This window comes from Micromonospora ureilytica (assembly GCF_015751765.1).
GTDB classification, from domain to species: Bacteria; Actinomycetota; Actinomycetes; order Mycobacteriales; family Micromonosporaceae; genus Micromonospora; species Micromonospora ureilytica.
This window is the reverse complement of sequence record NZ_JADOTX010000001.1, coordinates 3,674,399-3,688,851: the sequence shown is the minus strand read 5'-3', so window position 1 is coordinate 3,688,851 and position 14,453 is coordinate 3,674,399. Positions and strand designations below refer to the sequence as shown.

The window sequence follows — 14,453 nt, the reverse complement described above, 5'->3', positions numbered from 1 at the left end:
TGGCACCCTTGAGCTGTGCGGGTGCTGGTGGTGGAGGACGAGGCCCGGTTGGCGGCTGCCCTGCAACGCGGTCTCCAGGCGGAGGGGTTCGCGGTGGACGTGGCGGCAACCGGCCCGGCCGGCCTGGACGCGGCCCGGCACGGCGGGTACGACGCGATGATTCTCGACGTGATGCTGCCCGGCCTCTCCGGGTACGAGCTGGTCCGGCGGCTGCGCGCGGAGCAGCACTGGTTGCCGGTGCTGATGCTCTCCGCGAAGGACGGCGAGTACGACCAGGCCGACGGCCTCGACTGCGGCGCCGACGACTACCTCACCAAACCCTTCTCGTACGTGGTGCTGCTGGCCCGGTTGCGGGCGCTGTTGCGCCGGGGCGCGCCGGAGCGCCCGACCGTGCTGGCGGTCGGTGACCTGCGGCTGGACCCGGCCCGCCGGCGGGTGACCCGGGCGGACACCGAGGTGGCGCTGACCGCGCGGGAGTTCGCGCTGCTGGACTACCTGATGCGCCGGCCGGGCCAGGTAATCTCCAAGATCGAATTGTTGGACCACGTCTGGGACGCGAGCCTGGAGACCGCGCCGAACGCCGTCGAGGTGTACGTCGGCTACCTGCGCCGCAAGCTCGGCCGGGACCGGCTGGAGACGGTCCGGGGCGCCGGCTACCGGTTGGCGACGTGACCGCCGCAGGCCCGGCACCTACGCGTCGGGCCAGGCTCGGCCGGATGCCGGTCCTCGGGCTGCGCGGGCGGCTCATGGCGATCGGCGTTGTCGGCCTCACCATCGGACTGGCCGTGGGCGGGGTGGTGCTGCTCGGCGCGCTCGGCTTCGTGCTCCAGCGCACTGTCGACACCGAGGCGTTCCGCACCGCCGACGCGGTCGCCCTGCTCGCCGCCGAGGATGCGCTGCCCGACCCGCTGCCGGTGGCCGGCGGGCAGGTCCGCGTGCAGGTCGTCGACGCGCAGGGGCGGATTCGGGCCGCCTCGATCGACGCCGACCGCCTGGTGCCGATGGTCCGCCCGGAGCGGCTGGACCGCGACGGTCGACAGCGGTTGGAGGTGCCGGCCGAGCGGGTCGGGCTCGTCGGCCCGGTCCGGGTGGTCGCCGTACCCGCCGGCACCGCGGACGACCCACTCACCGTGCTGGTCGCCCGCTCGATGGCTGACGTGCGGCACAGCACCCATGTGGTCCGGACCATCCTGCTGGTGGCGTTCCCGCTGCTGGTGGCCGTGCTGGCCGGGGTGGCGTGGCGGGTGGTGGGCGCGACCTTGCGGCCGGTCGAGGCGTTGCGTCGAGGTGCCGAGGAGATCACCGGGAGGGCCGGCGCCGGCCGGCTGCCGGTGCCGGCGTCGGCCGACGAGATCCACCGCCTGGCGGTCACCCTCAACGGCATGCTGGAGCGGCTGGAGTCCGCCCGCGTGCGGCAGCGGGCCTTCGTCTCCGACGCCGCACACGAGCTGCGCAGCCCGCTGACCAACATCCGGACGGAACTGGAGGTGGCCCAGCGCCTCGCCGACCGGACCGACTGGACGGCGGTCACCGCCAACCTGCTCGCCGACACCGACCGGCTGAGCCGCCTGGTCGACGATCTCCTGCTGCTGGCCCGTCTGGACGAGACCCCGCCGGCCCGGGGGACCGGCCCGGTGGAGCTGGGCGCGTTGCTCACCGAGGTCGCCGCCCGCTACCCGTCGCCGCCGGTGCGGGTGACGCTGCCGGCCGGCCCGCTCTGGACGATCGGGACCGTCGAGGAGCTGCGTCGCGTACTGGCCAACCTGGTCGACAACGCGGTACGGCACGCGCGGGGCGATGTCGTGCTCGCGGCCGAGGCGACGACGTCGACGGCGGGGGTGGCGGTGGCGACTGGGACGACGGCCGGGCCTGGCGTGGGGGCGTACCACCTGGTGACGGTGACCGACGACGGCCCGGGCGTCCCGGTGGCGGACCGGGAGCGGATCTTCGGCCGGTTCACCCGGCTGGATGACGGGCGGGCCCGCGACGACGGGGGCGCCGGCCTGGGGTTGGCCATCGTCCGAGAGCTGGTCCGACGCGCGGGCGGCAGCATCACCCTGACCGAGGCGCCGGAGCAGCAGGGGCTTCGGGTGTGCCTGCTGCTGCCGGCGTTGCCGGCCGACGATGGCCAAACGTTGACGGCCCGTGACGGCGACCTGCCCCCAGCCGCCCACCATTGACCCTTTGCTCTGCACCCGCAGATGCGACAGCTACGTAACGTGATGCTCGCCGGCGCGTCTCGAAGCGTCGGCCGCGACGTTTCAGCTGATCATCCGAGGTGGTGCGTATAGGTAAGCAGAGCAAAGCCTGGGCGACAGCGTCGTTGGCTGCGTCGGATGTCACGGTGGGTCACGGCGGGTTCGTCGGCGGTGTACGCCCACGCTGAGTGAGGTTTGCGGGGCGGTGGCGGGCGGGGCGGGCCGGTGGCCGGCGGGGGCAGTGGCGGGCGGCTCAGCGGCGGCGGGTGCAGACCTGCTTGGACCGGGCCACGCTGTCGGTGGACCAGGCGACAGCGACGGTGAAGCAGAAGTCGTTGGTGCGGTTGAGCGCGTAGATGACGAAGCTGGTGGTGCCGGCGGGCAGCGTCGCGAAGATGTTGTGGGTCTGGCCGGTGCGGCCGCCCGCGATGACCACCGGGCCCTCGCTGCCGGCCGGGTAGGTCCAGTTCAGCGCGATGCTGTCCCGGGTGTCGCGCAGGGTCACCGCGCTGGGTGGGGTCCCGGGCGGCGCCGCGGCGGCGGCCGACGTGGGCGCCGAGCCACCCGGGGCGGGCGCGGTGCTGGCCGGCGCGCCGGCGGTGGGGGAGGCGCTGGCCGGCGGCGGGGACGGGTCGTCGTCGCCGTCGACCCCGGCCACCCCGGCGATCACCGCTGCCGCGCCGAGGAGCACCACGACCACGCCGGCCACCAGCACCGGCACCAGCCGGTTGCGCTGCTCCGGCGGCGCGCGGTGCACGGGCACCGGCAGCAGCCGCGACGGCGTGTACGGCTCGACCGCCCCGTACGAGTCCGGCCGCGCGTACGGGTCGGAGGGCGGGTTCGGGTCCGGCGACGCGTACGGGTCGGTGGGGGCGGCCGGCCGGTGCAGCCGGTACACCCCGGGCCGCTCCTCCGTGCCGCCGGCCAGCCCGACCACCGACGGCGGCACCGGAGGGTCGGCGGGGTGGGGCGGGGGCTCGTCCACCGGTTCGGTCGGCCATCTGTCGCCCGCCGATCCGATCGCTTCGTCCGAGGGCAGCCGGGGGTTCGGCACCGCCCCGGCGTGGTGGGTCGCGGTTGCCGGCGGATGGTAGCCGGATTCGGCCGGCCCGTCGCCGTGCGGTGGGACGCGGGCGGCCGGCACGACGGGCGTGTCCCGGGCCGTGGGCGGGTTGTCGGCGCAGGCGTGATCGGGACTCGCTGCCGCCCGGGCCAGGGCCGCCACCTGGGTGGCCAGCGGGTCGTCGGCGGGCAGGTGCTGTCGGCACAGCTCGCGGGCCAGCGCCAGGTTGTCGTGTCCCTCGGTGAACTGCCCGCAGTCGCGCTGCATCGCTCCGAGCCGCGCCAGCATCTTGATGCCGCTGGGGTGCCCGTCGCCGTACACCTCGCGGTGCAGCTCCCAGGCGTCCTGGAGGCGGTCGCGGGCCACCGTGCACTGGCCGCGCGCGTACTCGACGGTGGCCAGGTCGGCGTGCGCGGCGAGCACCCGCAGCGACTCCGGGCCGTCCTGAGCGGTCAGCTCGATGATGACTTCCTGGTAGAGCCGCGCCGCCCGGGAGTGGCTGCCGACCCGGTGCAGCACCGCGGCCAGGGTCGCCGCGGCGGCCACCGTGCGCGGGTCGGCGCGACCGTGCAGGCGGGTGGTGGCCGCGTACGCGAAGGCGGCCCACCCGCGGGCCGAGTGCGGCTCACCGAGGGCGATCAGCACCCGCGCCTGGAGGCTGGCCGCCTCGGCCAGCTCGGGGGTGGCGTTGGCCGGTCGGGGGTCGGCGTCGGTGAGCGCGTCGGACAGCAACTGCTGTGCGCCGGCAAGATCGCCGGAGGACACGAGGTGGTGCGCCTGATCAGTCAGTTCACCGAAGCCGGAAGACACGCCCCATCGTGCTCATCCGACGACGGTAAGTACAAGACCCGCGCCGGTGTCGATTGGTCAGGATCCGGTCAGGTGCTCGGCCAGGGTCTCGCTGATTCGGCGCAGCTGGTCGACCTGGGCGGGGCTCAACGCGTCGAACAGATGTCGGCGTACCCCATCGACGTGGCCGGGCGCGGCGGCCGCGAGGGTGGCGAAACCCTCGTCGGTGAGCAGCGCGATCTGCCCGCGCCGGTCGGTGGGGCAGTCCTCGCGGCGTACCCAGCCGGCGGCCTCCAGTCGGGCCACGGCGTGCGAGAGCCGGCTGCGGGACGACCCCGCGGCCTGGGCCAGCTGACTCATGCGCAGTTGGCGATCGGGGGCCTCGGAGAGCTGGACCAGGATCTCGTAGTACGCGTGCGGCATGCCCGCGTCGCGTTGCAGCTCGCGGTCGAGAGTGTCCATCAGCACCCGAGAGGCGGCGAGATACGCGCGCCACGTGCGTTGCTCGTCGGGGTCCAGCCAGCGGGTCATGACCGCCATCATACTCCCGATGGTTGAATGTTCAACTAAACTGGGCTAGCCTCGGGTCATGGGTATCCACCGGCTCAACCACGCGGTCCTCTACGTCAGTGACCTCGCTCGCAGCGTCGCGTTCTACAGCGACGTGCTGGGCTTCCGCCCGGTGGCGATGACCCCGGACGGCTTCCGGGGCGCCACCTTCCTCCAGGCCCCCGACTCCACCAACGACCACGACCTCGGCCTCTTCGAGATCGGCGCGGGCGCCGGCCGGTCGACCGCCGGTCGGTCCACCGTCGGCCTTTACCACCTCGCCTGGGAGGTGGACACGCTCGACGAGCTGGCCGCCACCGCCGAGCGGCTCGTCGCCGCGGGCGCGCTGGTCGGCACCTCCGACCACGGCACGACCAAGAGCCTCTACGGCAAGGACCCGGACGGTCTGGAGTTCGAGGTGGTCTGGCTGATCCCGGCCGACCTGCTCGACGACACCGCGCTGGCCGCCCGCAAGCAGATCGGTCGGCTCGACCTGGACGCCGAGCGGCAGCGCTACGGCGGGCAGACCAGGGGCGGGGTGGGGATCTCCGTCCCGGCCTGACCGCCCGTACGGTAGAACGGACCGATGCCGACCGACCGGACCACCGATTTCCTCCGCGAGCTGCTGGTCCGCCAGTTGACGACCTGGCTGCCCGCGGCCCTGCACCGCTCCCGGCGGGCCACCGTCGCCCTCGCGGGCGTCGACGCGGCCAGCGCGGAGGCCGCGCTGCGCCTGGTCGCCACACACGGCGACCAGGTGCGCGGCCGGCAGGTGACGGTGCTGGTGCTGGCCGCCGCAGCCGACCTGCCGGCCCGACTCGGCCCGATCGAGGCGGAACTGCCCGCCGAGGTCACCGTGCACCTGCTGCCCGGTGACCCGTACCGGCTACCGGTCGCGGTGAAGGCCGCCGGGGCTGCCGGGGCGCCGCTGTTCTCCTTCGTGGACCTGCCCGGCGCGGTGACGCCGAAGCTGCTCACCGCCGCGACCAACGGCCGGACCGGAGAGCTGCTGCTGCACACCGGCGACAGCGCCCGAGACGTGCTCGTCTCCGCCGGCTTCCCCCTGGTCGCCGAGGTGGCGCCGGTGCTGCCCGGCGGCGAGGCTGCCGGTGTGATCGCGTTCGGCAGTCGCTCCGACCGGAGCCTGGAGGCGGTCCGCGACGCGCTCTGGACGGTCGGCGCGGACCTCGACGTGCGCTACCGCGACCCGCTCGACCCGACCGGCACGACTGTCGACGTGGTCGGCGACCCCGACCTCGAACCGTTGGCCCACGAGCTGCTGGCCGAGTTGCGTGCGGGCGGGTCGCGCCCGGTCACCGAGCTGCGCCGGCACACCCTCACCGCGACCGTCTATCGGGCTGCCGACGCCAACCAGGCGCTCGCCGACCTGCTCGACGCCGGTGACGTGCGGCGGGAACGCGAGGCCGGGCGGCTGGCCGGCGACGAGATCATCACCCTGGCGCGCTGAGCGCCCCGCCCCACCCCACAGACGCCGAGCGGGGCGCCGGTGAATCACCGGCGCCCCGCTCGACTCCCGGGATGCTTACGACCGGGACTTGTCCTGCTTCCACGACAGTGGACCCGGCAGGTCGACCCGGTGCGCACGCGCCTTGGAGTTCCAGGACCAGCGACCGATCTTGATGCTCCACGAGGAGAAGCCGTTCTCGGTGAAGTTCAGGATGATCGGACCGTACTTCTTGCGCTTGCGAAACATGAGGCCCATCGGAGGTCTCCCCTCGTCACCGTTCCCTGCCGTGTCGAGATCGAACATGCCCGAACCGACAACTTCTGAAACCCTCTCGCTGTCCGCCCTGGACGGTCGCCCATCGGGCACCGGAATCTCTATCCAACAGATAGGTGTTGTGAGCCGGAACTGGATCAGCGCGGCTCCCACGCGTCGGGCAGCGCGGTGAGCTTGCGGACGTGCGCGGGCAGTCGACCGCTGACGATCTCGGCGAGGCTCACCTCGTCGACGACCCGCCGCACGGCGGCGCGGACCGCCACCCACAGGCCGGGCAGGTTCTCCGCCGAGCCCTCGTACCGGGTTTCCTCGGGGCGCAGCCCGCGTACCCCGGCCAGTGGGCCCTCCACGGCGCGCAGCACCGCGCCGACGGTCACCTCGCGGGGCGGGCGGGCCAGCGTGTAGCCGCCCTCGGCGCCGCGCTGGGCGCGGACGATGCCGGCCCGGCGCAGATCCGCCAGGACCGCCTCCAGGAACTTGCGGGGCATGTCCTGCTCCGCGGCGATGGCCTGGGTGGACAGCAGCGAGGGGTACGCGGTGGCGAGGCTCAACGCCGCCCGTACCGCGTAGTCGCCGCGCGCGGAGATCTGCACCCTGCCATCATGCCCGGCCGGTGCCGCCCGGCCCTCCGGCGGGCGGCCCGGGTTTCGTGGCGTGCCCGCCGTTGGCGGATTCGCCGAGGATGCCGGCTCGGAATCGGCCGCCGTTGGCGCCCGTCGACTCGGCCGGCGGTCGGGGTCGGACCACCCGGCCGGCGGCCGGTTGGTCGCGTGCGGCCCGGAACACGCCGGGGCTGACCCCTACCTCGCGGGTGAAGAAGCGGCCGAAGTTCGTGGGTTCGGAGAAGCCGAGCCCCCTGCCGATCTGGGCGATCGGTTGATCCGTCGCGGCGAGCAGCCGACCGGCCTGCAACGCGACCCGCTCGTCGATGACCTGTTTGGCGCTGCGACCGGTGACGGCCAGACAGGCCCGGGTCAGCGTCCGCACCGAGCAGCCGAGCTCGCCCGCGTAGTCCTCCACCCGCCGGGTGTGCGCATAGCCGTGCTCCACCTCGCGGCGGAACCGGTGGAACGTCTCGTCCTCGGGCCGGGCCGGAGACCGATCGGCATGCGCCACGGCCAGCCGCAGCAGCAGCACGGCCAGCTGATGCCGGAGCAGCGCGCGGGCTGCGGGGCCGTCAGGGTGCCGCCGACAGTCCACCGCCAACTGGCTCACCTCACTGATCACCGCGTCCTCGTCCTCACCGGCCAACTGCCGCCAGGTCGCGGTCGTGGCCAGGTCGACGTCGAAGCCGCGCAGCGCCTCGGGATCCCAGGCGACCACTGTGGCGTCGAACTGGGGGCCGGCGCAGCGCAGCACCTGGCCGGGGCCGACCCGCAGCAGCGTGCCGGGCCGGCACGGCAGCAGATGAAAGTCGAGTTCCGCGTCGCCGTGCCCGCGCGTGGTGAGAATCAACAGCTCCCGCTCGACGATCACCGGCCGACGCCAACCCGGATCACCGGCAAGATCGGCCAGCGCGAACGTGGCTATCTCGTCGGTTACGGAAGACGCCGTTCCGATCGATGGCGCGGGGGAGGGATCGGTGGAGACCATCGCCTGCGACGGTAGCCCGAACCGCAGGTCACCGCATCCCGATCGGCGTTCGAAGCGGAATCCGCGGTGCGCCACGGGCTTGTCGCGATCCCGGGGGCCGGGCTACGTTACCCGACGGTAGCGCCGTCGGTCCGCGGTCCACCCGGCATCCGCCGGCCACCCGACCGACCGGCGGCCCCCGCCGACTCGCGATGGGATGGGCATGACGCAGCTGTTCTCGGTCGAAGGTAAGACGGTCCTGGTGACCGGCGGCTCGCGGGGGATCGGGCTGATGATCGCCCAGGGCTTCGTCCGGGCCGGCGCACACGTGATCATCTCGTCCCGCAAGGCGGATGTCTGCGAGGCGGTCGCCACCACCCTGTCCGCCGAGGGCCGCTGCGAGGCAATCCCCGCCGACCTCAGCGACGACGCCGGCGCCGAGACACTGGCCGCCGCCGTACGCGAGCGCTTCGGCCGCCTCGACGTGCTGGTCAACAACGCCGGCGCGACCTGGGGTGCGCCACTGGAGGACTACCCCGAGGCCGCGTTCGACAAGCTCTGGGCGGTCAACGTCAAGGCCGTCTTCCGGCTCACCACCGCGCTGCTGCCGGCGCTACGCGCCGCCGCCAGCGCCGATGACCCGGCCCGCGTGATCAACATCGGGTCGATCGACGGCATCCGGGTGCCGCTCATGGAGGTGTACGCGTACTCGGCCACCAAGGCGGCCGTGCACATGCTCACCCGCAGCCTCGCCCACCAACTCGCCGGTGAGCAGATCACCGTCAACGCGATCGCGCCCGGCCCGTTCGAGAGCAAGATGATGGCGTTCGCGCTCGACGACCCGACCAGCCGGGCGGCCATCGAGCAGCAGGTGCCGCTGGGCCGCATCGGGCGCCCCGAGGACATGGCCGGCACGGCCATCTACCTCTCGTCCCGCGCCGGCGCATATCTCACCGGCGCGGTCATTCCCGTCGACGGCGGCATCACCACGCACGGCTGAGCACCGGTCGACCCGGGGGAGCGCTGTCCGCGTACTCCCTGGGTGTGTGTCGGGGCCGCGCGGACTCGGCAGATCCGCGCGGCCCCGGGTGTGGCCGGTGTTGCAGGTTCGGGCGGTCAGCGACCGGCGAGCAGCCGGTTCACCGCCGTGTCGACGTCCAGGTGCTCGGCCTCACGGCCGCGCGGGACGACGACGTAGGTCCGTCGAAGGAAACGCACCAGGACGCTGCGCGGCACCTCGAAGAGGGCGTTGCCGTCCGGTGACGAGAGGGCCAGCGCGACGAAGTCGCCGCGCGGTGTGGCCCAGGGCCAGACCCGGACATCCCCAATGCCGGCCGGCTCGTCCAGGCCGGTGACCAGAAGTTCGCGAGCGAACGACCAACTCACCGCCTCGCCCCCTGCCGATTCGGCATGGAACAGGACATGGACCGCATACGGGTCAGCAGGGTCGTAACGCAGACTGGCACGCACCGGCAAGGCGGTGGCGTCAGGTGCGACGAGCCTTAGCGACGTCTCGACCTCTACGGTCGTCGGTCGGATGACACTCATGGACGTTCTCCCCCCGGCACCGCTGCGGAACGCGCGTGTCCCGCTTTTCCCATACTCAGGTGCTACTCCTGGCTACGCTCCGCCATACGCTGACTTCACCCAGTGGTGGGAAGGGGGACGGAAAGGCCGCGTGAATGTGAGCATTCATGTAGGATTTCCGGTTCTGCCCAGTGCGTGATCCCGCCCGGTATCGGGTGGCTCAGTCGTCGACTTACTCCGGTAACGTCCAGTCGGCCGTTGCAGTGACGGGCCCGAGCGACACTGGGGGGTGAAATGGTGACGAAGCAATCCTCAGTGGATGCGGCTGCGGCGCCCGGTCCGCCGAAAGTCGCGGCCCGAGCAGCCGAAAAGCGGGGGTACGGAGTGCCGATGGAGCAGCCCGAACGGGCCGGTCGGCCGGCGTCCGACGCCGGTCGTCCCGGCGGCGATGGCACCGGTGGCGATACCGGTGCTGGTCGTGGTGGTGGAATCGCCGTGCAGGACCCGCCGCGCCGGCCCCGCTGGCGTGAGCGGATCTCGCTGACCCTCGACCTCATCCGCGCCAACCCCACCGGCCGGATCGCCCTCAAGATCTTCATCGCGATCGCCGGTGCGATCGTGGTGACCATCGGCATCGCCCTCATCCCGCTCCCCGGGCCGGGCTGGCTGCTGGTGATCGCCGGCTTGGGCATCTGGGCCGTCGAATACCACTGGGCCCGCCGGCTACTCGGCTTCACCCGCCGCCACGTCCACGGATGGACACGCTGGGTGACGAGACAGTCGCTGCTGGTGCGAATCGTGCTCGGGTCCGTCGGCCTGGTCTTCGTGGCCACGGTGGTCTGGCTTTCCCTCAAGTACAGCCTCGGTATCGACGTGGTCGCCGAGGCCATGCACTACCTCGCGACGCACTGACCCCGGATTTCCGGTCCGGTTCCACGATCGGGTAGAGTCAGTGGCGCTGAGGGCGATTAGCTCAGTGGGAGAGCGCTTCGTTCACACCGAAGAGGTCGCTGGTTCGATACCAGCATCGCCCACTCTCAGTTTGTGCAGGTCAAAAGCCCGTTGCCGAGTCATCGGTAACGGGCTTTGCCGTATGTGCGGCTTACATTGGGAGCAGATTGGGAGTAGCGCGGCTGGTTCTCGGTTCGGGCCCTCTTGGACCTGCCCGGCTGAGTGGCCTGATTTGCGGTCCCGAGCGGGCCTGCCAGCAGTCCTACCGCTACCGGCGCCCACATCACGGGAGGGTGCCCCCGCGCCGCGGCTCACGGACAGACTGATGGCCGTCGGTCCGGTGATCCGCCCACTCGCCGGTCCACATTGCGAGGTCGTGTACCCAGCGTTCGGTGCTCTGTCGGGACTTGGCCGCCCACTTCGTTGCGTTCTTTAGCGCGAAGTTGTCCAAGACCTGTCGGTCGGTCGCGGTCCATGCGGGAAGCTGCGTTATCCACTCTTCTGCCTGCTCGGCGCTGTGGCCGCTACCGATCAGCCATGGGATGAGCAACGCGAGTTCGACCCATGCGGCGGCCCTGGTTGCCCACGCCCAGTCCACGATGCGTAGGCCGAGTGGTGTCACGATCAGGTTCGCCGGATTGAGATCCGAATGGATAAGTGTCCCGCCGTCCATCTCCGGGTGCGCGAACCCGAGCCGGGCTGCCGGGGTGAACCACGTCTCGCCGGGCGCCGGCGTCTCCTGAAGTGCTGTCAGTGCGGCTAGGAGCAAATTGAGATCTGTGCTGCCGGGGGACAGGTCGGGGTGGGGACCGGCAAGATGCTCGGTCCCCACCACCAGCCAGCCATCGGATTCGAACTGCCACAGGACTGCGGGCGGGTGCCGGTTGATGGCCCGGGTTACCGCCAGTTCGTAGCGCAGCGACCGAACGCTCAACTCACCGGAGCCCGCCTTGACAAAGACCTGTCCGGCTGGTCCGGTCACCGTCGAGGCGATCTCAGCGTGGTCGCCACTGGAAGCATGGGCAACGTCTAAGGTTCCCCCGACCCGTTCGGCGATCCCTGCCGTGACACTCTGCGGCAGCGCCGTCCAATCGCTACGCATCGGTTCTCTTCTCTGCTACTTGCCCGGCTCAGGCGGATTTGCAGACAGCCCGTATGACGAGGACCCAGTCACGATCGCTTTGCGTGTGGGGGTCGTGGTCCTCAGCCTGGGCTCGCTTGTAATCGGGGTGCGTGTGGCCGTGTCCCGAAGGATTCCCGCCGCCTGGGTCCGGCTTGCGCGGCTGAAGGTGGGAGAGCCGTCCCAGCCCGTGCAGGTGGGAACCGCTCAAGCCGTGATCGGCGCGGGCCTGTTGATCGCACAGGCACCGTTTCTCATCTCCATGCCCCTTCCGCTTGGACGCGCCCTGTTCGCGGTGTCACTGCTGCTGCTGCTGACGGCGGCAGGAGCCTTCCCGCTGCTCCGTCACTAGCTGCGCATGGTGATGTCAGAGTTCGTCGGCGGACAGTGCGTAGCCCGTGCCGATCGACTCGATCGCTCCGTCGATCCAGTGCATCGCCGGGCAGTTGGACATCTCCCGGGGCGGTGATCGGCGGCACGTATGTTCGGGCGTTCAAGGGCGGCCCAAACAGGTCCGAGCCCGGTCGACCGCCGCAGCCAGGCTCGAAACACCACGCCATCACCGACGGGGGCGGCATCCCACTCGCCGTGTCCCTGATGGCGGCAACCGTCACGACGTCACCCAACTACTGCCCCTGGTCGACAAGATCCCGCCGATCAAGGGCATCCGCAGCCGATCCAGACAGCGACCGGGCGGTGGTGTGCCGCACGCAGGGACCTGAGCGAGAATGGTCCAGTTCGAATTTTGCGCAACCCTGGAAGGACCCTCCCTTGGCCGGTGGACTCGTAGCCCTGCTGGATGACGTGGCGGTGCTGGCCCGGGCCGCTGCAGCGTCGATCGATGACATCGGGGCGGCCGCCGCGAAGGCCGGCGCCAAGGCTGCGGGTGTCGTCGTCGACGATGCTGCCGTCACGCCGCAGTACGTGCGGAGCCTGGCGGCCGAGCGCGAGTTGCCGATTATCAAGCGCATTGCCGTGGGGTCGCTGCGCAACAAGTTCTTCATCATCCTGCCGGCGGTGCTGCTGCTCAGTCAGTTCGTGCCTTGGCTGCTCACTCCGATCCTCATGCTCGGCGGCGCCTACCTCTGTTATGAAGGCGCGGAGAAGGTGTGGGCCAAGATCGCCCATCACGGTGCCTCCGGCGCGGGCGAGGAAAAGGTGCAGGACGAGACGACACTGGTGTCTGGGGCGGTACGAACCGACCTGATCCTCTCGGCGGAGATCATGGTCATCAGCCTTAACGAGGTGATCGATGAGGCGTTCTGGTCCCGCCTGGCGATCCTGGCTATCGTCGCCGTCGTCATAACCGTCCTGGTGTACGGCGTGGTGGCCCTGATCGTAAAGATGGACGACGCCGGGCTGCGCCTGTCGCAACGTTCCGGCGCCGTCGCCACGTTCGGCCGCGGTCTGGTGAGGGCGATGCCGGTGGTTCTCACCGTGCTGACGGTAGTCGGCACCGCGGCGATGCTGTGGGTGGGCGGGCACATCCTGCTGCTAGGCACGAACGAGCTGAACCTGCACTTCCTGTACGAGGCCGTGCACCACGTGGAGGTCGCCGCCCACGACGCCACTGGTGTTCTCGGTGGGCTCGTCGGCTGGCTCGTCAACACGGTGGCCAGTGCGATCCTCGGGCTGATCGTCGGAGGGCTGGTCGTGCTGGTCATGACTCTCACGCTCCACCGCCGCACATCCAAGGCTGCGGCTGCGGCTGCGGCTGCGGCTGCGACTGAGGCGGGCACGACTCGTGCTGACGGCACCATCCCCGCGCCGCCGAACCGTGCAGCTCGGCGTCGCGACGCTCCTGCGGACCGAGCGCCGCGCGGTTGACCGCAAAATCACCGCAACTCGACCACGGGGTCAGGCGTTCTGGGGGGCGCATCGGTGCACGGCTCTGGCTGTCGTCGCGGTGGCGTCGGTACGGATCCCGCGAGCTGAGACCCAGATCCCACTGGCGAACCTCTGAGCAGGGCTTCCTGAACGGTGACCTCTTCGGCGAACCCGAAGGCGTCAGCGCTGGCACCCCATCGAGGCGGTTGGGCGGCGTCCGCGTGTAGTCGATGACAGGATGCCGGAGCCGGCGTGGCGCCGAACCAAGCCGGCGACTCAGTCCTGCGGTCACCCATCGACTCGTCTCACCGACCTATGGGGCGATGCCACACAGCAGCTTCGCGAGTCCGGGGACCCCCATTGCCCGGTCACGCTGCCCGTGGCCGGGAAGGCCGGCCCTCTCAAGATGGCCGGCCTTCCCGCGTCACGCCGCCGCTCGGCTCATCGCGGCACTGGCCAGCCCGTTCAACGTGGTCAGGTCGGCCGCCCCCAGGTACGAGTCCGACATCATGACCACCACCACGTAATGGCCGACCGCGGCGGCGACGTAGCCGACGTAGCGGTCGCCCTCGTCGTAGGTGCCGAGGAACAGCACCGTGTCCGGCCCGAGGTGGTCCTCGGCGACCGGGTCGAAGCCCTCCTCGTCGCCGCCCGCTCCGCACCGGGCGAGCTGCGCCTTCAGTTCGGTGATGTACGCGTGTGCCCCATCGCCGCGGTACCGGGCGACGTTCTCGTAGATCCGAAATCGGGTACCGAGATCGGCCGCCTGCGTGCGGCTCACGACCGGCTGCGGCACCGGCGTGTCCGCGCACGGCTGGGGTAGCAGCGACCACACCAGCCCGTCCTCCACCGGCCCCGGCACGGCCCCGCCGAGATCGTCCGGCTGCAACATGACCCGGTCAGGGACCCCCCGTGGCCGCTGCTGCGCCGCCGCCGGCCCGCTCGCCGACACCAGCCCCAGGATCACGGCCGTCACCACCATCAGTGTCCTTCGCATACGAACCATCCTCTACATCGCTGGCAACCGATGGATGGGCGCGCGTACCCAGCTCTTCCTAAGTACACGTACTCCCCACCGGAGTGGGAACCTGGTGCCGGGCCGTAGAAGTTCATCGG

Annotated in this window: 16 protein-coding genes, 1 tRNA gene and 1 pseudogene; 10 read left to right on the top strand and 8 right to left on the bottom strand. The window is 71.3% G+C overall.

Annotation, left to right across the window (positions count from 1 at the left end; translation table 11 throughout):
- The first annotated feature begins 15 nt into the window (after positions 1 to 15).
- Complete coding sequence (locus tag IW248_RS16545; RefSeq protein WP_196927724.1) at positions 16 to 672, top strand: response regulator transcription factor; 657 nt, start codon at positions 16 to 18, stop codon at positions 670 to 672.
- Positions 673 to 746: 74 nt separating this feature from the next.
- Positions 747 to 2,180 (top strand): ATP-binding protein, encoded by a 1,434-nt coding sequence (locus IW248_RS16540; protein WP_196930231.1) that lies wholly within the window; start codon positions 747 to 749, stop codon positions 2,178 to 2,180.
- 271 nt (positions 2,181 to 2,451) lie between these two features.
- Here the strand turns inward: IW248_RS16540 and IW248_RS16535 are convergent, their stop codons facing one another.
- Together IW248_RS16535 and IW248_RS16530 are read right to left on the bottom strand one after the other, a co-directional pair.
- On the bottom strand, positions 2,452 to 4,071 hold the full coding sequence (locus IW248_RS16535; protein WP_196927723.1) for a tetratricopeptide repeat protein: 1,620 nt from the start codon (positions 4,069 to 4,071) through the stop codon (positions 2,452 to 2,454).
- A gap of 57 nt (positions 4,072 to 4,128) precedes the next feature.
- A complete protein-coding gene (locus IW248_RS16530) occupies positions 4,129 to 4,590 on the bottom strand; it encodes a MarR family winged helix-turn-helix transcriptional regulator (protein WP_196927722.1) in 462 nt (153 codons plus the stop codon).
- Positions 4,591 to 4,639: 49 nt separating this feature from the next.
- Here IW248_RS16530 and IW248_RS16525 point away from each other — a divergent pair, with 49 nt between their 5' ends.
- Positions 4,640 to 5,161, top strand: a complete 522-nt coding sequence (locus tag IW248_RS16525; protein ID WP_196927721.1) for a VOC family protein — start codon at positions 4,640 to 4,642, stop codon at positions 5,159 to 5,161.
- Positions 5,162 to 5,185: 24 nt separating this feature from the next.
- Positions 5,186 to 6,067 (top strand): hypothetical protein, encoded by an 882-nt coding sequence (locus IW248_RS16520; RefSeq protein ID WP_196927720.1) that lies wholly within the window; start codon positions 5,186 to 5,188, stop codon positions 6,065 to 6,067.
- A 75-nt stretch (positions 6,068 to 6,142) separates the two neighbouring features.
- Here the strand turns inward: IW248_RS16520 and IW248_RS16515 are convergent, their stop codons facing one another.
- The 3 genes from IW248_RS16515 to IW248_RS16505 form a co-directional block, all read right to left on the bottom strand.
- Positions 6,143 to 6,322, bottom strand: coding sequence for a DUF4236 domain-containing protein (locus IW248_RS16515; protein ID WP_030333600.1), 180 nt, complete (start codon positions 6,320 to 6,322; stop codon positions 6,143 to 6,145).
- A 155-nt stretch (positions 6,323 to 6,477) separates the two neighbouring features.
- Positions 6,478 to 6,933: an RrF2 family transcriptional regulator gene (locus IW248_RS16510; protein ID WP_030333674.1), complete on the bottom strand. Its 456-nt coding sequence runs from the start codon at positions 6,931 to 6,933 to the stop codon at positions 6,478 to 6,480.
- Between the two features lie 7 nt (positions 6,934 to 6,940).
- On the bottom strand, positions 6,941 to 7,933 hold the full coding sequence (locus tag IW248_RS16505; RefSeq protein ID WP_196927719.1) for a helix-turn-helix transcriptional regulator: 993 nt from the start codon (positions 7,931 to 7,933) through the stop codon (positions 6,941 to 6,943).
- Positions 7,934 to 8,135: 202 nt separating this feature from the next.
- On the opposite strand from IW248_RS16505, the gene IW248_RS16500 reads away from it, so the two are divergent.
- Positions 8,136 to 8,912 carry a glucose 1-dehydrogenase gene (locus tag IW248_RS16500; RefSeq protein ID WP_196927718.1) on the top strand — a complete coding sequence of 259 codons (777 nt, stop codon included), beginning with the start codon at positions 8,136 to 8,138 and terminating at the stop codon, positions 8,910 to 8,912.
- A 116-nt stretch (positions 8,913 to 9,028) separates the two neighbouring features.
- On the opposite strand, the gene IW248_RS16495 is transcribed toward IW248_RS16500, so the two are convergent.
- The gene (locus IW248_RS16495) at positions 9,029 to 9,460 is read right to left on the bottom strand and encodes an SsgA family sporulation/cell division regulator (RefSeq protein ID WP_007457244.1); all 432 of its coding nucleotides are present in this window, start codon (positions 9,458 to 9,460) and stop codon (positions 9,029 to 9,031) included.
- A gap of 273 nt (positions 9,461 to 9,733) precedes the next feature.
- Here IW248_RS16495 and IW248_RS16490 point away from each other — a divergent pair, with 273 nt between their 5' ends.
- On the top strand, positions 9,734 to 10,351 hold the full coding sequence (locus IW248_RS16490) for a TIGR02611 family protein (protein WP_231396333.1): 618 nt from the start codon (positions 9,734 to 9,736) through the stop codon (positions 10,349 to 10,351).
- A gap of 50 nt (positions 10,352 to 10,401) precedes the next feature.
- Positions 10,402 to 10,473: transfer RNA gene (locus tag IW248_RS16485), tRNA-Val, on the top strand.
- Positions 10,474 to 10,673: 200 nt separating this feature from the next.
- On the opposite strand, the gene IW248_RS16480 is transcribed toward IW248_RS16485, so the two are convergent.
- Positions 10,674 to 11,492: an aminoglycoside phosphotransferase gene (locus IW248_RS16480; protein ID WP_196927716.1), complete on the bottom strand. Its 819-nt coding sequence runs from the start codon at positions 11,490 to 11,492 to the stop codon at positions 10,674 to 10,676.
- A 139-nt stretch (positions 11,493 to 11,631) separates the two neighbouring features.
- Here IW248_RS16480 and IW248_RS16475 point away from each other — a divergent pair, with 139 nt between their 5' ends.
- The 3 genes and pseudogenes from IW248_RS16475 (at position 11,632) to IW248_RS16470 (ending at position 13,337) form a co-directional block, all read left to right on the top strand.
- A complete protein-coding gene (locus IW248_RS16475) occupies positions 11,632 to 11,862 on the top strand; it encodes a hypothetical protein (RefSeq protein WP_196927715.1) in 231 nt (76 codons plus the stop codon).
- Between the two features lie 153 nt (positions 11,863 to 12,015).
- Positions 12,016 to 12,202: pseudogene (locus IW248_RS33120) on the top strand (transposase); the annotation flags it as partial.
- 79 nt (positions 12,203 to 12,281) lie between these two features.
- Complete coding sequence (locus tag IW248_RS16470) at positions 12,282 to 13,337, top strand: DUF808 domain-containing protein (RefSeq protein WP_196927714.1); 1,056 nt, start codon at positions 12,282 to 12,284, stop codon at positions 13,335 to 13,337.
- 424 nt (positions 13,338 to 13,761) lie between these two features.
- Here IW248_RS16470 and IW248_RS16465 read toward each other — a convergent pair whose 3' ends face one another.
- A complete protein-coding gene (locus IW248_RS16465) occupies positions 13,762 to 14,334 on the bottom strand; it encodes a hypothetical protein (RefSeq protein ID WP_196927713.1) in 573 nt (190 codons plus the stop codon).
- Positions 14,335 to 14,453: the final 119 nt, after the last annotated feature.